Raw genomic sequence first — 14,973 nt, forward strand, 5'->3', positions numbered from 1 at the left:
ATGACAGATACGATTCATTTGGCTCTGCCCTGCATCGATGCGGCGCAGGCGCAGAAGCATGTTACGCATAATGAGGCGCTGCAGCTGCTCGACGCGCTGACGCAGCTTTCCGTGATCGATCGGCGCGCCTCGCCGCCTGTTTCTGCCACCGATGGCGATCGTTATCTCGTCATCGCCACGGCGGCGGGCGCCTTCGCCGGCAAGGAGCAGAAGGTCGCCGTGTATCTCAGCGGCGCTTGGGCGTTTCTCGCGCCGAAGGCGGGTTGGCTCGCCTATGTGGAAGCCGAGCAGCTCATGCTGCTCTATAGCGGCTCCGCGTGGATCGATGCGGGGCTCGCGCTGCACGAGCTCGAGAATCTGTCGCTGCTCGGCATAGGGACGTCGGCGGAAGCCGCCAATGCGTTTTCGGTGAAGGCGAGCGCGGCGCTGTTCGCCGCGCGGACAGTCGCGGAGGGCGGGGCCGGCGATTTTCGCGTCAAGCTCGGGAAGGAGACCGCCGCCAATACGGCGTCGCAGCTCTATCAATCCAATTGGTCCGGCCGCGCCGAGACGGGACTAATCGGCGACGATAATTTCCATGTGAAGGTCTCCGCCGACGGGACGACATGGCGCGAGGCGCTGATCGTCGATCGCTCGACGGGTCGCGTCGCTTTTCCGAGTGGCATGGGCGACGGCGCTTCGGTCGCGTTTCGCAATCACTTGCGCAATGCGGCTTTTGCGGTCAATCAGCGCGCCGTGTCGGGAACAGTGTCGCTCGCGGCCGGGCAATATGGCCATGACGGCGTGAAGGCGGGTTCCTCCGGCGCGACCTACACATTCGCGACGAGCGGACTCGATACGACGCTCTCCATTTCGGCCGGCTCCTTGATCCTGCCGATCGAGGCGCAGCTGATCGAGGGCGGGGACTATGCGTTGGCGCATGACGGAACCGCGCAAGCGCGTGTCTGGCAGGGGACGGGCTATGCGGGCTCCGGCTCTTATGCGGCGGCGTCACGAAGCGCTCCGCTTCTCGTCTCGGGTCTGACGGCGAATGCGCAGACCAATGTCGAGTTCTCCAGCGGCGCGATCCTGCGGCCGCAATTCGAGCCCGGCGTCTACGCGACGAGCTTCGAGCGGCGGCCGCCGGGCGTGGAGCTGTCGATGTGCCAGCGCTATTTTCAATCCTTGCTGGTGTCGCATCTCTTCACCGCGAGTGCGGGCACGCAATTCGGCGGCACGGTGATGACGCTGGCGGCGACGATGTTCGGAGCGCCGACCTTGTCGGCGCTGTCCGGCGGCGTGCAGACCAATGTTCTGGTCGATGGCGTCAATTCGATGGGCAAGGCGGCTGTCAGATATTTCATGGCGTCCACTGCTGCGGGATCGGTCGAAGCCTATGATCGCGCATTCACGGCGTCGGCGGAAATTTGAGACGGAGATTTGCGACATGGCCTATTCGATCATTTGCGATTTCGCGGGCGAGCCGCTGCCGGACATTGTGCGGCGGGACGCAGATGGCGCGCTCGTTCCGACCGATGCGCAGACCTCCGACAGTCTGGCCTATCGTGATTGGCTCGGCGTCGGAAATGCGCCGACGCCTCTGCCGATTCCAACTCTCGCGGAGGCGAAGCGCAATCGGCTCGCCGCTCTCGCCGAGCGTCGATGGCGCGCCGAGATCGCGGGAGCCTCGGTGAATGGCTTGAGCCTACCGACGGATGAGAAGACGCAGGCCAAGCTCACCGCCGCTGTCGTGGCCAGCGTGCTCGACAATAATTATGCGGTGAATTGGAAGCTGGCGGATGGCGCGTTCGTCGCATTCGACCATGCGACCTTGATCGCCGTCGCGCAGGGCGTGCGCACGCATGTGCAGAGCTGCTTCGATCGCGAGGCGCAGCTCGTCGCCGCCATCGTCGCCGCGCAGGACAGCGCAGCGCTCGAGGCGATCGACATAGAGTCGGCCTGGCCGGCCTGACGCCGCGCGGCGCGTTTTTTCTCGAGTGAAAGGACTTGAATATGGCTGATATGAAAGCGCCGGCGCGCTCAGCGCCGTGCGCCGGCTTTGCGTTGGGCGAAGCCTGCGAGACGAAGCTCGCCGGCGTGCATCCCGATCTCGTGCGCGTGGTGCGCGGCGCGGCGGCGCGCTGCGAGCAGAGATTCGTGGTCTTCGAAGGCGTGCGGACCATCGCGCGCGAGCGCACGCTCATCGCGCGCGGAGCATCGGCGCTGAAGAATCCCTTCCGCTGCAGGCATGTGCCGACGCAGGACCCGCAGCATGGGCTCGTCGGACATGCCGTCGATCTCGTTCCGCTCATCGATGGGCGTCCGCAATGGTCGTGGCCGCATATCTATCCGATCGCGCGCGCGATGAAGGCGGCCGCGCAGGCCGAGCATGTGACGATCGAATGGGGCGGCGATTGGCGCACGCTGAGGGACGGTCCGCATTATCAGCTGCCCTTCGCCCTCTATCCGTGATCGCAGCGCATCGATATCCGCGCCGGGCGGTCTCCCGGCGAAACGAAAGGATGACGACTATGGGTCTTTCGCTTTCTTCCGCTTACGCTTGGCTCCGCTCGCGAGTCGTGGAGCCTTCGACCTGGGCCGGGACCGGCGTGGTGGCCGCGATCGTGCATTCGGTCGCGCCCGGCGCGCTGGGCGACGGCGTGCTGGCGACGGGGGCGGCGCTCGGCGGGCTGATCGCGATCGTCGCGCCCGAAAAAGCGTCGGATTGACGGGTGGGCGGCGTCGGAGAGGTTCGACGCCGCCCCGCTCACTCCGTTTCGGGCGTTCACATTCGTTTGTGGCGTTCACTTGGCGTTCAGCAGGCGCATCGCATAGATTTTGTGGGGAAAAGCGAGAATGCGTCGGATCGTGTCGAAAATTTTGGCGTTCATCGTCGCCGCGCCGCAGGCCGCATCTGCGATGGCCGCGGATCGGCCGGCGCTGCAATGCCTGCCGATCGCCGAGACCCGCCAGCTCATCTCGGATCGGCGGCTCGGCGATCCTTTCGCCCTGATGCAGGCCGCGAGCGTCGCCGCCCATGCCGAGCCGATCAATGCGCGGCTCTGCCGCGAGCAAGAGGAGCTCGTCTATGAGATCAGCCTGCTGCGCCGTGACGGGCGGGTGGTGCGGATTTATCTCGACGCGGCGACCGGCCAGCCCCATGCTGGCCATAAAGAACATTAAAAGACGATTCGTCTGGGTGACGGAGGCGGGGCTTGCGGCTTCTGGTCGTGGAGGATGACAAGGACTTGAACCGGCAGCTCGTCTCTGCGCTGGAGCAGGCGGGCTATGCGGTCGATCGCGCCTTCGATGGCGAGGAGGGGCATTTTCTCGGCGACACCGAGCCCTATGACGCTGTCGTGCTCGACATCGGCCTGCCGAAAAAGGACGGCGTGACCGTGCTCGAGGAGTGGCGCGCCGCCGGGCGGATCATGCCCGTGCTGATCCTGACCGCGCGCGACCGATGGAGCGACAAGGTGCAGGGCTTCGACGCCGGCGCCGATGATTATGTGGCCAAGCCCTTCCATATGGAAGAGTTGCTCGCGCGGCTGCGCGCGCTGCTACGCCGCGCCGCCGGCCATGCGACCAGCGAGATCGTCTGCGGCCCGGTGCGGCTCGACACCAAGGCGGGACGCGTCGTCGTCGATGGCGCGGCGGTAAAGCTCACCTCGCATGAATATCGGCTGCTCGCCTATCTGATGCATCATTCCGGGCGCGTCGTGTCGCGTAGCGAGATCGTCGAGCATCTCTACGATCAGGACTTCGACCGCGACTCAAACACGATCGAGGTCTTCGTCGGTCGGCTGCGCAAGAAGCTCGGCGTCGATCTCATCCAGACGGTGCGCGGGCTCGGCTATATGGCGGCGCCGCCCGAGCCGGCGAAGCGCTGAAGACGGGATGCGGCGGCTCGGCTTTCCGGGGCGATCGATCGCGGCGCGGCTGTTCTTCGCCGCCGCGGCGCTCAGCTCCATCGTGCTGATGATCGCCGGCCTCGCCCTCACCGAATATTATCGCCGCACGGCGGAAGATGTGTTCGAGCAACGGCTCGGCGTTTATCTGCGCGCCATCGTCGCCGATGTTTCCGAATCGGGAGAGGATGGGCGCAGCGGGCCGGGGCAGCTCGGCGATCCGCAATTCGAGCTGGCGCGCTCCGGCTGGTATTGGCAGATCACCCGTCTCGACGATGAGGCGCATGAGATAAAAGCCTCGCGCTCGCTCTTCGCCGCGAAATTGCCGAAGCTCTCCGATCTACATGTGCCGGCGGAGACCGGGGGCGTCAGGCGCGGCGTCGCGCTGGGGCCGGACGGGCGCTGGCTGCGCATCGTCGAGCGCGTCATCGATGTCGGAGATATCGGCGTCTATCTCGTGCAAGTGGCGGCGACGACGGAGGAGACGGAGAATCAGATCGCGCGCTTTCGCTGGTCGCTCGTCGTCGCCTTCTCGCTGCTCGCCATTGCGCTGGCGCTCGCCACCGCGGTCCAGGTGAGCGTCGGCCTGCGGCCTTTGAAGCTGCTGCAAAGGGAATTGTCGCTCATTCGCCGCGGCGAGCGCGGACGCATAGAAAGCGCCTATCCGACCGAGGTAGCGCCGCTCGCCGAGGAGCTCAATCTGATGATCTCCGCCAATCGCGACATTGTGGAGCGCTCGCGCACGCAGGTCGGCAATCTCGCCCATGCGTTGAAGACGCCGCTCAGCGTCATCGTCAATGAGGCGGACGCCGCGCCCTCGCCGCTCGCCGCCAAGGTGGGCGAGCAGGCGACGCTGATGCGCGATCAGATCTCCTTCTATCTCGAGCGCGCGCGGGCGGCGGCGCGCGCCGGCGCCATAGGCGCGACGACGGAGGTCGCGCCCGTTGTCGCGGCGCTGCTGCGCACTTTCGGCAAAATCTACGGCGAGCGCGGCGTGGCCTTCTCTGGCGAGGCGGCGGCGGAGCTGCGCTTTCTCGGCGAGCGGCAGGATCTCGAGGAGATCGTCGGCAATCTGCTCGACAATGCGGGCAAATGGGCGGCGAGCGAGGTGCGATTGTCCGTGGCGCTGGAGAATGCCGAGGCCGGGCGCAGCCGGCTCGTTTTCACCATCGACGATGATGGTCCGGGTCTCGCGGCGGAGTTTCGCGCGCAGGCGACGCGGCGCGGCCAGCGCCTCGACGAGACTCGGCCGGGGACAGGGCTCGGCCTTTCCATCGTCGCGCATCTCACCGCCGATTACGGCGGCGCGCTCGCGCTCGACGACAGTCCGCTCGGCGGGCTCCGGGCGCAGGCGCGATTGCCGGGCCTTTGACAGAGTGAGGGCCTTCCGGCAAGAGGAGAGCCGATTGCGCCAGCGGAGAGAAGTCATGTCGAGACAGGCGAATTCGGCGATCGTCAGAATCGCGGCGGCCGTGGGCCTGTGCTGCGTCGCGCTCGCCGTCTCGGGCTGCAATTCTACCGAATCTGCCGCTCCGGCCGCGGCCGTCGTCGTCGCGCCCGAACCTCCCGCGCCGGGCGTCATCGGCGCCGCCATCGGCCGCGAGCTGGACGCCGCCGATCGCGTGACCGCTGTGGCCGCGCAACAGGAGGCGGTCGCCTCCGGTCAGCGCAAGAGCTGGCGCGGAACCCGTGGCGCTTATGGCTTCATCGAGCCGGGGCCGGAAGCGGCTTTGGGCGGCTGCCGGGATTATACGCATAAGATTTTCATCGACGGCCGGCCGCAGCAGGCCAAGGGCCAGGCCTGCAAGAAGCCGGACGGCGCTTGGCGCGTGACGAGCTGAGCCGCTCAGGAATAGAAGGACGGCGTCGGATAGGCGTCGTTCAGCACGAAATCGCCGATCTCCTTCAGCTTGTGATCGATGGGATCGTGCAGCGTATGCGTGCGGGCGTTGCGCCAGAAGCGATCGAGCCGCAAGCGCGCATGTGTGGCGCGCGCCCCCATGATCTCGAAAATGCGGGAGCCGATGTCGAGCGCGGCGCGCGCGCTCACGGTTTTGGCCGTGGCGATCTCTATCGCAATGGCGCCGCGCTGCTGCGGCGTGATGGCGTCGCCCTTCTCCCAGCTGCTCTGAAAAGCGCGCGCGGCGCGATCGAGCAGGACTTCGGCGGCGGCGGCCTGCGTCCATATTTCGCCGGTCGTGTGGAGAATGAACGGATCGGCGCCGATGCGCGCGGCGCCCTCGCTCGGCAGGCCGCGCACATAGGCCTTGGCCTCGTCCAGCGCGCCGCGCGCGAGGCCCGCGAAAATAGCGGTGAGCAGAAGCTGCACGAGGCATGGCCGCAGCGCCGCGAACGGCGAGCCCATGGGGCCGGGCGAGACCAGCAGCTCGTCCTCGCTTATTTCGACGCGCTCGAAGGAAACCGCGCCGCTGTCGGTCTGGCGCTGGCCCATATTGTCCCAATCGTCGTGAATGCGGACGCCTGCGCGCTTCGTCGGAATGGCGGCGATCTTCAGCCTGTCCTGCTCGTCGAGGGCGGAGACGATCAGCATGTCGGAGTCGCTGGCGCCGGAGCAGAAGGTCTTGGCGCCGTCGAGCCGCAAAACTCCGCCGTCGCGGCAAAGGCGCAGGCGCGGGTCCTTGGGATTGACCGCATTGCCCCAGAAGCAGCGCTCGCGCAGCGTCTTCTCCATCAGCGCGCGGGCCTGCTCTGGCGTGCCGAAGATTTGCGGCGTGACCACCATCAGATGGTGAAAGGCGAAGAGATGGGCGAGCGCGCTGTCGACCGCCGACACTCGCCGCACGGCCTGCGCGATCTCGATCCAATCGGCGCCGGCGCCGCCGAGCGCGCGGGGAATGGCGAGGCCGAGCAGGCCGCTCGCGCGAATGAGATCGCGCTCGCGTTTCGCCGTGCCGCCTTCCGCGTCTCGTCGCGCCGCTGTGGCCGCGAGCTCGGCGAGCAGCGGCTCGAGCGCAGGATCGCTTGGAAAGCTCGCATCGAGCGCGGACATGAGGAACAGCCTCCTCGGGGGATAGATAGCGGCGGCGCTTGGTGCGGACGGCGGGGATCGAACCCGCATGGGCATGGCCCGAGGGATTTTAAGTCCCTTGCGTCTACCGGTTCCGCCACGTCCGCGATTCGCGCAGTGATAGCGCAGCGCGCAGGCCGCGGCAAACAGAGACCTCAACCTCGGGTTAACCATGAGGACGATAAGCCTTTGTGGTCCGCCCCGGGGAGCCGCCACGCGCTTCTTCGGGCGCAAAGCGCCGGGGAGTCGATTGCTCAGCTCGACCGATCAAGCCTTCCGCCGCGACATCGACGCGCGGCCGTCGCGAATCGCCCTCGGCGCAATCGGGCCGCTCGCCGCTTGTGCGGCGATCTTCCTGCTGCTGCGGCCCTATTACGGGCTCGAGCATGACGCGGTGATCTATATGGGCCGCGGCCTCGCCGATCTCGATCCGCAGGGCGTCGGCCGCGACATCATGTTCCGCTACGACGGCCAATCGAAATTCAGCGTCTTCTCGCGGCTGGTCGATCTGCTCATTCCCGTTCTCGGCCTCGCCGCGGCGGCCAAGGCGCTCGCTTTGACGGGCTGCGGGCTCTGGTTCGCGGCGCTGGCGGCGCTCGCCTCGCGCCTCGCGGGAGGGGCGGCTCTCTTAGCGCTGCTGCTGCTCGTGGCCGCTTTCGACAGCTCCTATGGGGGATTCGGCGTCTTTCATTTCGCCGAACCTTTCGCGACGCCGCGGCCTTTCGCCGAGGCTTTCGTTCTCGCCGCTCTCGCGGCGCTGCTCGCCGAGCGGCGATGGGTTGCGATCCTCTTTCTGCTGGCGGCGGCGGCCTTTCACCCGATCATCGCCGCGCCGGGCTTTCTGGTCGCGCTGCTCTATGAAGGGATGAGAGATCGCCGCATTCTCATCGCCGCGCTCCTCGGCGGGGCAGGGGCGCTGGTCGCGGCGCTCGCTGGCGCGCCGTTGCTCGGGCGGCTGACCGCGCGCATCGATCCGCAATGGGCGGCGATCATCTCCGTGCGCAGCGATTATATTTTCCTCTCCGACTGGCCGGCGAGCACATGGATCGTAATGCTGCGGCAGGCGTGCACGCTGCTGCTGGCCGCGAGCCTTTCGCCGCCTCCCGTGCGGCGTCTTCTCTTTTGCGTGATCGGCGCGGTCGGCCTCGGACTTTCGGCGAGCTTTCTGCTCGGCGATGTGCTGATGCGCGAGCTGGCGGCGCAGGCGCAGGGCTGGCGCGCGCTCTGGCTCGCCGCCGCTTTCGCGCCGCTGGCGCTCGGCCTCGCCGCGCCGGCGTTGTGGCGGGACGGCGTTCAGGGACGCATCGCGCTCGCGCTTCTCGTGACGAGCTGGATTTTGCGCGCGGCGCCGGAGAGCGCCTTTCTCGCGCTCATTGCGGCGCTCGCCTGGTGGGGCCGCGAGCGCTGGCGCCATATTCCGCTCGGCTTGCTGGAGCGCGCGCTCTCTGCGCTCTGCGGCCTCTGCGCGGTCATCGTGCTCGGCGCGGCGCTGTGGTTCGCGCGGGAATATGTCCGCGTCGCGCCGAGCGAGGATTCGATCCTGCCCTCAGTGCTGCGCGCCGGTGAGCCGGCCTTCGTCCCGCTGCTGTTCCTGGCGCTCGCCATTCTGATCGCCGCATGGCGGCCGCGTCCATTCCTCGCCGCGGGCGTGGCCGCTCTCGCCGCGCCGCTGGCGGCCTATTGCTGGATAAATGAGCCATTTCCGCTGCGCTCGGCCGACGTCCATCCGCCGGAGCTGGAGGCGATGGTCGCGCCGCGCGAGGGCGAGGTTCTCTGGGTCAATGACAAGCTCGCGCCTTGGGTGTGGCTCGGCCGCGCCAATTGGGCCTCGCGCGTGCAGGGCGCGGGCGTCGTCTTCTCGCGGCCGCTGGCGCTGGAATGGCGCGAGCGCATGGGACTTTTGCGCGATCTCGGTTGGGTGGCCGATAGCGCGCTGAAGCCGCGCACCGATGATGTGATCGATTTTCCGCCCTTCACGCGCGCCTCGCTCGAGCGCCTCTGCGCCCGCCCGGACGCCCCGGCCTATGTTGTCGGGGCGGTCGAATCGCCGGGCGCGCTCGCCGAGGGTCTGGAGCCGCGCTTCTGGCGCGGTCCGCCGCGCTTCTCGCTGCATCTTGCCGGCGGGGCGCCGCATTGGACGCCGATCGAGCATTACGCCATCTTCGATTGCGCGGTCTATCGGCCATAGGCGGCCGTCAGGACGATCCTCTGGCGATCGGCGCCTGAAAGCTGAGACCGGTGTCCCAGGGGAAAAAAATCCAAGTGTCCTGCGAGACCTCGGTGACGAAAGTGTCGACCAGCGGCCGGCCCTGCGGCTTGGCGTAAACCGTGGCGAAATGCGCCTTGGGCAGCAGGGCGCGCACGACCTTCGCCGTCGCGCCGGTGTCGACGAGATCGTCGACGATCAGCACCTCCTCGCTCGGCAGGGTGAGGATCGTCTCGGAGAGTGGCTTCAGCACGCGGACCTCGCCGCGCTGGGTCTCCTCCTGATAGCTGGCGACGCCGATCGTATCGATGACGCGAATTCCGAGCTCGCGCGCGACGACGCCGGCCGGCACCAGCCCGCCCCGCGTCACCGCGACAATGGCGGAGAAGCCGCCCACCGCCGAAAGCCGCCAGGCGAGCGCGCGCGCATCGCGGTGGAAAGCGTCCCAGGATACCGGAAAGGCTTTGTCTTCCATTTGTGGTGACCTTCTCGCCTCAGAGCGGGGTTCCATTGGCGGTGAGCTCGACGATCAGCTTGCGCACTTTCTGCGTCGCCGCCTCCAGCTCGGCGCCGTCGCGGCTCCGCAGCACGATCTGATTGCGCACGCCGGCGCTGGAGAAGGAGGGATAGGAGCCGACAGTCACCCGCTCATGCTCCTTGGCGATGCGCTCGAGATCGGCCGCGTAGCGTCCTTCTGGAATATTATGGGCGTCGACGGTCGCGACCTGCACCTTCACGCCTTTGGCGATGCGTCCCGCCGCGGCGTCCAGCATGGCCTGCATGATGATCGGCACGCCGGCCATGACGATGACATTGCCGATCATGAAGCCCGGCGCCTTGGAGATGGCGTTCTCTATGAGATCCGCGCCTCGAGGAATGCGGGCCATGCGTCGGCGGGCGGGATTGAGGTCCTGCGGGGCGATGCGCTCCAGCAGCATGGCGATAGCGCGCTCGTCCTCGCCGATCGGCACGCCGAAGGCCTTGGCCACGGCGTCGGCGGTGATGTCGTCATGGGTGGGGCCGATGCCGCCCGTGGTGAAGACATAGCCGTAGCGGGACCGAAGCGCATTCAGCGCGGCGACGATCTCCTCTTCTATATCGGGCACGACGCGCACCTCGCGCAGGTCCACCCCCAATTCGCCCAGATATTTGGCGATATAATTGGTGTTGAGGTCCTGCGTGCGGCCGGAGAGGATCTCGTCTCCGATCACGAGCACGGCGGCCGTAACGATCTCTTCGCGCTCCATCGGGCCGCTCCTCGAGGTCAGTCTCGCCCAAAGTCTATGCCACCGGCGCCGCCGAGGCCAGCCTCCGAGCCGACTCCCAGCGGCGTCGCGCGCATCTTGCTTTGCGGCGTCAATTTCTTAATTTATAAGCTGAAGCCGGCGACGACCAACAGAGAGTTCAGCATGACATTCGTCGAGTCCCACCTCGCGGGCTCGGGCCGCAAGAGCGGCCAGATCAAGCTTCACGGCCCCGAGGACTTCGAGGGCATGCGTCTCGCCGGCCGGGTGACGGCCGAGGCGCTGGACATGCTCGTCCCGCATGTGAAGCCCGGCGTCACCACCAAGGAGCTGGACGATCTCGTCTTCGACTTCGCCATAGCCAACGGCGCCTATCCGGCCCCGCTCGATTATCGCGGCTACCGCAAATCAATCTGCACCTCGATCAACCATGTGGTCTGCCACGGCATTCCGGACGACAAGCCCCTGCGCGACGGCGATATCGTCAATGTCGACGTGACCTTCATCATCGACGGCTGGCATGGCGACGCCAGCCGCATGTTCGCCGTGGGCGAGGTGCCGCGCCGCGCCCAGCGGCTCATCGACGTGACCTATGAGAGCCTGATGCGCGGCATATCCGTGGTGAAGCCGGGCGCCACCACTGGCGACATAGGCGCGGCGATCCAGCGTTTCGCCGAGGCCGAGCGCTGCTCCGTGGTGCGCGATTTCTGCGGCCATGGGCTCGGCCGGCTGTTCCACGACGAGCCGAATATTCTGCATTACGGCGTCGCCGGGCAGGGCGTGGAGCTCAGACCCGGCATGTTCTTCACCATAGAGCCGATGATCAATCTCGGCCGGCCGCAGGTGAAGATTCTCGGCGACGGCTGGACCGCCGTCACCCGCGACCGCTCGCTCTCGGCTCAGTTCGAGCATTCGCTCGGCGTGACCGAGACGGGGGTGGAAATCTTCACCGCCTCGCCCGCCGGGCTCGACAATCCCAATGGCGCCTCGTCCAGTGGAGCCTCGCCGGACGCGGCCGCCGGCGCCGAATGAGCGAGACGCGCGTCCCTCGGCGCCGACCGGCCGGCGACAAGCCCGCCGACGGTCTGCGCGAGGAGGCGCCGCATTTTCATGGCCATAGGCAGAGGCTGCGCGACCGTTTTCTGGAGGCGGGGGAGGCCGCGCTCGCCGATTACGAGCTTTTGGAGCTGGTGCTTTATCGCGCCATTCCACGGCGCGACGTCAAGCCTCTGGCCAAGGCGCTGATCGCGCGATTCGGCTCTTTCTCCGAGGTGGCGGCGGCGCGGCCGGAGCGGCTGCGCGAGATCGAAGGGCTCGGCGAGGCGGCGATCTGCGAGCTGAAGCTGATGGAGGCGACGGCAAGACGCCTCGCGCGCAGCAATCTGCAGAAGCGGACCGTGCTCGGCTCCTTCGTCGATGTGATCGACTATTGCCGCACGGCCATGGCCTATGCCGAGCGCGAGGAGTTCCGCATTCTCTTCCTCGACAAGCGCAACGCCTTGATCGCCGATGAGGTTCAGGGCGTCGGCACGGTGGATCACACGCCCGTCTATCCGCGCGAGGTGGTGCGGCGGGCGCTGGAATTGGGCGCTTCCGCGCTGATATTGGCGCATAATCACCCGTCCGGCGATCCGACCCCCTCCACCGCCGACATTCGCATGACGCTGGACATCATCGCCATAGCGCAGCCTTTCGGCATCGCCGTGCATGACCATCTGATCGTCGGGCGGAACGGACATTCGAGCCTGAAAGGGCTGAAATTCATTTGAGGCGCCGCCTCAAAACTCGATTCCGGCCTGCGCCTTCACCCCGGCCTGGAAGTGATGCTTGACCATTGTCATCTCGGTGACGAGATCGGCCGCCGCGATCAGCTCCGGCTTGGCGTTGCGGCCGGTGACGACGATGTGGAGATCGGCGCGCCGCGCCGTCAGCGTCGCGATCACCTCGTCGAGCGGCAGATGCTCATAGCGGAGCGCGATCGACAATTCGTCGAGCACGAGCAGCCGAATCGACTTTGAGGCCATCAGCTCCTTCGCCTTCTCCCAGGCGCGCCGAGCCGCCGCCTCGTCGCGGGCGCGGTCCTGCGTCTCCCAGGTGAAGCCCTCGCCGAGCGTGTGCCAGGCGAGCAGCCCGTCCTCGCCGCCGAGCTTCTCGAGAATGCGGCGCTCGCCCGTGTCCCAGGCGCCCTTGCCGAATTGCACGACGCCCACCGCGAGCCCATGCCCCATCGCCCGCAGAGCGAGGCCGAAGGCCGCGGTAGACTTGCCCTTGCCGGGGCCGGTATGGACCATCAGCAGGCCCTTTTCGGCGATGCTCTTGCCGGCGACCTCGGCGTCCTGCACGGCCTTGCGCTTCTCCATCTTCTCGCGATGGCGGCGGGCGGCGTCTTCTTCCGCGAATTCCGACATGATCAGCGCCTCCTCGCCGTTTGACGGCTCCTTCTCTCCGTCATATGACTGTTCGCGACGGTCCTCCGCAAGGAGGCGAAGAGGGAATGCGGTATGGGGTTCGCCCCTGATCCGCGGCTGCCCCCGCAACTGTGAGCGGCGAGCGCGAGCCCGTGTGGCCACTGGGTGAAAGCCCGGGAAGGCGGCGAGCGCAGCGACCCGCGAGCCAGGAGACCTGCCGTCCAGCGAAACCACGAATGCCGCCGGTGGGGCGGCGAGGAGCCGAGAATGACCACGAAGACCCTTTCCGCCGACGCGATCGTCTCCGCCAGCCGCCTCGAGATCCTGCGCGCCGCGCTGGTCGTCTTCACGCTCGGCGCCGGGCTCGTCTATCTCGCCGGCTTCTCCTACGCGAGCGTCGCGCATAACGCCGCGCATGATTCGCGCCATTCGCTCGGCTTCCCTTGCCATTGACGCAGCGGTGATCCAGCGACTCCTCGCGGTCGGCCTTTTGGCCGGCCTTCTCGCGGGGCTCGCGGTCGCGGCCCTGCAGAATGTCACCACGACTCCGCTGATCCTCGCCGCCGAGGTCTACGAGACCGCGGCCGAGCAGGCCCATGCCGGAGTCGAGGCGCATCAGCACGAGCACGCCGCCGAGCCGGTTTGGGAGCCCGCACCCGGTCTCCAGCGCACAGCGGCGACCAGCGTCGCCACCAGCGTCACCTCGGTGGGCTACGCTTTCGTGCTGCTCGCCTTGATGCTGCTCTCCGGCGAGACGATCGAGCCCAAGCGCGCCGCGCTCTGGGGGGCCTGCGCCTTCGCCTCCACCGGCCTTGCGACCAGCCTCGGCCTCGCGCCGGAGCTGCCGGGCAGCGCCGCCGGCGATCTCGCCGCGCGCCAATTCTGGTGGATCGGCACGGCGGCTGCAACCGGCGCCGGGCTCTTCGCCGTGCTGCGCGTCGAGCGCCCGCTCGTCAAAGCGCTGGGCGTCGCGCTCATTATCGCGCCGCATCTCATCGGCGCGCCGCAGCCGCCGGCGCCCGAGAGCACCGCGCCGGCCGAGCTGGCCGCGCGTTTCGCCGCCGCTTCTCTCGCCATTCACGCGATCACCTGGATTCTGGTCGGCGCGGCCGTCGGCTTCGTCTGGCGCCGTCTCCCGACAAAGACCAGCACGGAGGCTGCGGCGTGAGCACATTCGCCAAAATCCCCGCGACCATCGTCACCGGCTTTCTCGGCGCCGGCAAGACGACGCTGATCCGCCATATCCTCGAGACGGCGCGCGGCCGCCGCCTCGCCCTCGTCATCAACGAGTTCGGCGATGTCGGCGTCGATGGCGATATTCTTCGCGCCTGCGGCGTGGAGAATTGTCCTGAGGAGAATATCGTCGAGCTGGCCAATGGGTGCCTCTGCTGCACCGTGGCCGATGATTTCGCGCCGGCGATCGAGGCGCTGCTCGCGCATCCGAACCGGCCGGAGCACATTATCATCGAGACCTCCGGCCTCGCTCTGCCCAAGCCTCTGGTCAAAGCCTTCGAATGGCCGACGATCCGCCCGCATCTCACCGTCGATGGCGTCATCGCCGTGGTGGATGGCCCGGCGGTCGCGGCGGGCCGCTTCGCCGACGATCTCGACGCCATCGCGAAGGAGCGCGCCGAGACCCTCGCGATCGACCACGACAATCCGCTCGAGGAAGTCTTCGAGGATCAGCTGCTCTGCGCGGATCTGATCGTGCTCAACAAGACCGATCTGCTGAGCGCGGAAGAGGAAGCGCAAGTCACGGAGCAAATCCGCGCCACTGCGCCGCGCGCGGTAAAGCTGCTGCGCGCCAGCGAGGGCAGGCTCGATCCCGCCATTCTGCTCGGCCTCGGCGCCGCGGCGGAGGACGATCTCGCCAATCGCCCCTCTCACCATGATACGGAAGGGGGCCACGATCACGACGATTTCGAGAGCTTCATCGTCGAGATCGCCGCCGCGCGCGACCCGGCCGAGCTGATCGAGCGCTTGGCTCGCGTCGCCGAGGCGCATGACGTTCTTCGCATGAAAGGTTTCGTCGAGATCGCCGGCAAGCCGATGCGCCTATTGGTGCAGGGCGTCGGCGCGCGCTTTCGTCATCAGTTCGACCGCCCCTGGCGCGCCGATGAGAATCGCGCGAGCCGCCTCGTCGTCATCGGCGAGAAGGGTCTCGATCGCGCGGGCGTGACGGCCATGCTGACGAGCTGAG

Annotated in this window: 18 protein-coding genes, 1 tRNA gene and 1 riboswitch; of the genes, 14 read left to right on the forward strand and 5 right to left on the reverse strand. The window is 67.4% G+C overall.

The features are described from left to right. The 8 genes from EDE12_RS06825 (at position 1) to EDE12_RS06860 (ending at position 5,728) form a co-directional block, all read left to right on the forward strand. Positions 1 to 1,410: a DUF2793 domain-containing protein gene (locus tag EDE12_RS06825; protein WP_051592344.1), complete on the forward strand. Its 1,410-nt coding sequence runs from the start codon at positions 1 to 3 to the stop codon at positions 1,408 to 1,410. Positions 1,411 to 1,426: 16 nt separating this feature from the next. After that, positions 1,427 to 1,951: a DUF4376 domain-containing protein gene (locus EDE12_RS06830; RefSeq protein ID WP_166671831.1), complete on the forward strand. Its 525-nt coding sequence runs from the start codon at positions 1,427 to 1,429 to the stop codon at positions 1,949 to 1,951. A gap of 41 nt (positions 1,952 to 1,992) precedes the next feature. Continuing rightward, a complete protein-coding gene (locus EDE12_RS06835; protein ID WP_051592346.1) occupies positions 1,993 to 2,451 on the forward strand; it encodes a M15 family metallopeptidase in 459 nt (152 codons plus the stop codon). A 59-nt stretch (positions 2,452 to 2,510) separates the two neighbouring features. Further along, positions 2,511 to 2,708 carry a hypothetical protein gene (locus EDE12_RS06840; protein WP_026597875.1) on the forward strand — a complete coding sequence of 66 codons (198 nt, stop codon included), beginning with the start codon at positions 2,511 to 2,513 and terminating at the stop codon, positions 2,706 to 2,708. A gap of 127 nt (positions 2,709 to 2,835) precedes the next feature. Next, a complete protein-coding gene (locus tag EDE12_RS06845; protein WP_036290211.1) occupies positions 2,836 to 3,162 on the forward strand; it encodes a PepSY domain-containing protein in 327 nt (108 codons plus the stop codon). A 32-nt stretch (positions 3,163 to 3,194) separates the two neighbouring features. After that, a complete protein-coding gene (locus EDE12_RS06850; RefSeq protein ID WP_024878886.1) occupies positions 3,195 to 3,869 on the forward strand; it encodes a response regulator transcription factor in 675 nt (224 codons plus the stop codon). Between the two features lie 7 nt (positions 3,870 to 3,876). Then, on the forward strand, positions 3,877 to 5,259 hold the full coding sequence (locus tag EDE12_RS06855) for a sensor histidine kinase (RefSeq protein ID WP_026597877.1): 1,383 nt from the start codon (positions 3,877 to 3,879) through the stop codon (positions 5,257 to 5,259). A 55-nt stretch (positions 5,260 to 5,314) separates the two neighbouring features. Further along, positions 5,315 to 5,728, forward strand: a complete 414-nt coding sequence (locus EDE12_RS06860) for a lipoprotein (RefSeq protein WP_026597878.1) — start codon at positions 5,315 to 5,317, stop codon at positions 5,726 to 5,728. Between the two features lie 5 nt (positions 5,729 to 5,733). Here the strand turns inward: EDE12_RS06860 and EDE12_RS06865 are convergent, their stop codons facing one another. Both EDE12_RS06865 and EDE12_RS06870 read right to left on the reverse strand, forming a co-directional pair. Beyond that, on the reverse strand, positions 5,734 to 6,897 hold the full coding sequence (locus tag EDE12_RS06865; RefSeq protein ID WP_026597879.1) for an acyl-CoA dehydrogenase family protein: 1,164 nt from the start codon (positions 6,895 to 6,897) through the stop codon (positions 5,734 to 5,736). A 39-nt stretch (positions 6,898 to 6,936) separates the two neighbouring features. Further along, a tRNA-Leu gene (locus EDE12_RS06870) sits at positions 6,937 to 7,022 on the reverse strand. A 143-nt stretch (positions 7,023 to 7,165) separates the two neighbouring features. On the opposite strand from EDE12_RS06870, the gene EDE12_RS06875 reads away from it, so the two are divergent. Continuing rightward, on the forward strand, positions 7,166 to 9,103 hold the full coding sequence (locus tag EDE12_RS06875; protein ID WP_026597880.1) for a hypothetical protein: 1,938 nt from the start codon (positions 7,166 to 7,168) through the stop codon (positions 9,101 to 9,103). Between the two features lie 7 nt (positions 9,104 to 9,110). On the opposite strand, the gene gpt is transcribed toward EDE12_RS06875, so the two are convergent. Further along, a complete protein-coding gene (gene gpt / locus EDE12_RS06880; protein ID WP_018264318.1) occupies positions 9,111 to 9,596 on the reverse strand; it encodes a xanthine phosphoribosyltransferase in 486 nt (161 codons plus the stop codon). Positions 9,597 to 9,615: 19 nt separating this feature from the next. Further along, positions 9,616 to 10,368 (reverse strand): molybdopterin-binding protein, encoded by a 753-nt coding sequence (locus tag EDE12_RS06885; RefSeq protein ID WP_026597881.1) that lies wholly within the window; start codon positions 10,366 to 10,368, stop codon positions 9,616 to 9,618. 162 nt (positions 10,369 to 10,530) lie between these two features. Here EDE12_RS06885 and map point away from each other — a divergent pair, with 162 nt between their 5' ends. Together map and radC are read left to right on the forward strand one after the other, a co-directional pair. Next, the gene (map, locus tag EDE12_RS06890) at positions 10,531 to 11,397 is read left to right on the forward strand and encodes a type I methionyl aminopeptidase (protein WP_024878892.1); all 867 of its coding nucleotides are present in this window, start codon (positions 10,531 to 10,533) and stop codon (positions 11,395 to 11,397) included. Further along, positions 11,394 to 12,134, forward strand: coding sequence for a DNA repair protein RadC (gene radC / locus EDE12_RS06895; RefSeq protein ID WP_024878893.1), 741 nt, complete (start codon positions 11,394 to 11,396; stop codon positions 12,132 to 12,134). Before map ends, radC begins: the two co-directional genes overlap by 4 nt. A 9-nt stretch (positions 12,135 to 12,143) precedes the next feature. Here the strand turns inward: radC and cobO are convergent, their stop codons facing one another. After that, positions 12,144 to 12,773: a cob(I)yrinic acid a,c-diamide adenosyltransferase gene (cobO, locus tag EDE12_RS06900; protein ID WP_024878894.1), complete on the reverse strand. Its 630-nt coding sequence runs from the start codon at positions 12,771 to 12,773 to the stop codon at positions 12,144 to 12,146. 41 nt (positions 12,774 to 12,814) lie between these two features. After that, a riboswitch (cobalamin riboswitch) is annotated at positions 12,815 to 13,010 on the forward strand. Between the two features lie 30 nt (positions 13,011 to 13,040). Between cobO and EDE12_RS06905 the strand changes: the two genes are divergently transcribed. Genes EDE12_RS06905 through cobW form a run of 3 tightly spaced genes read left to right on the forward strand, consistent with a single transcriptional unit; the run spans position 13,041 to position 14,972 of the window. After that, positions 13,041 to 13,226, forward strand: a complete 186-nt coding sequence (locus EDE12_RS06905) for a CbtB-domain containing protein (protein WP_024878895.1) — start codon at positions 13,041 to 13,043, stop codon at positions 13,224 to 13,226. Between the two features lie 7 nt (positions 13,227 to 13,233). Further along, complete coding sequence (locus EDE12_RS06910) at positions 13,234 to 13,941, forward strand: CbtA family protein (RefSeq protein WP_026597882.1); 708 nt, start codon at positions 13,234 to 13,236, stop codon at positions 13,939 to 13,941. Then, on the forward strand, positions 13,938 to 14,972 hold the full coding sequence (gene cobW / locus EDE12_RS06915) for a cobalamin biosynthesis protein CobW (RefSeq protein WP_026597883.1): 1,035 nt from the start codon (positions 13,938 to 13,940) through the stop codon (positions 14,970 to 14,972). Before EDE12_RS06910 ends, cobW begins: the two co-directional genes overlap by 4 nt. The last annotated feature ends 1 nt before the right edge of the window (position 14,973 follow it).

The sequence above is a fragment of the Methylosinus sp. sav-2 genome (assembly GCF_004366495.1).
In the GTDB taxonomy this organism is placed as follows: domain Bacteria; phylum Pseudomonadota; class Alphaproteobacteria; order Rhizobiales; family Beijerinckiaceae; genus Methylosinus.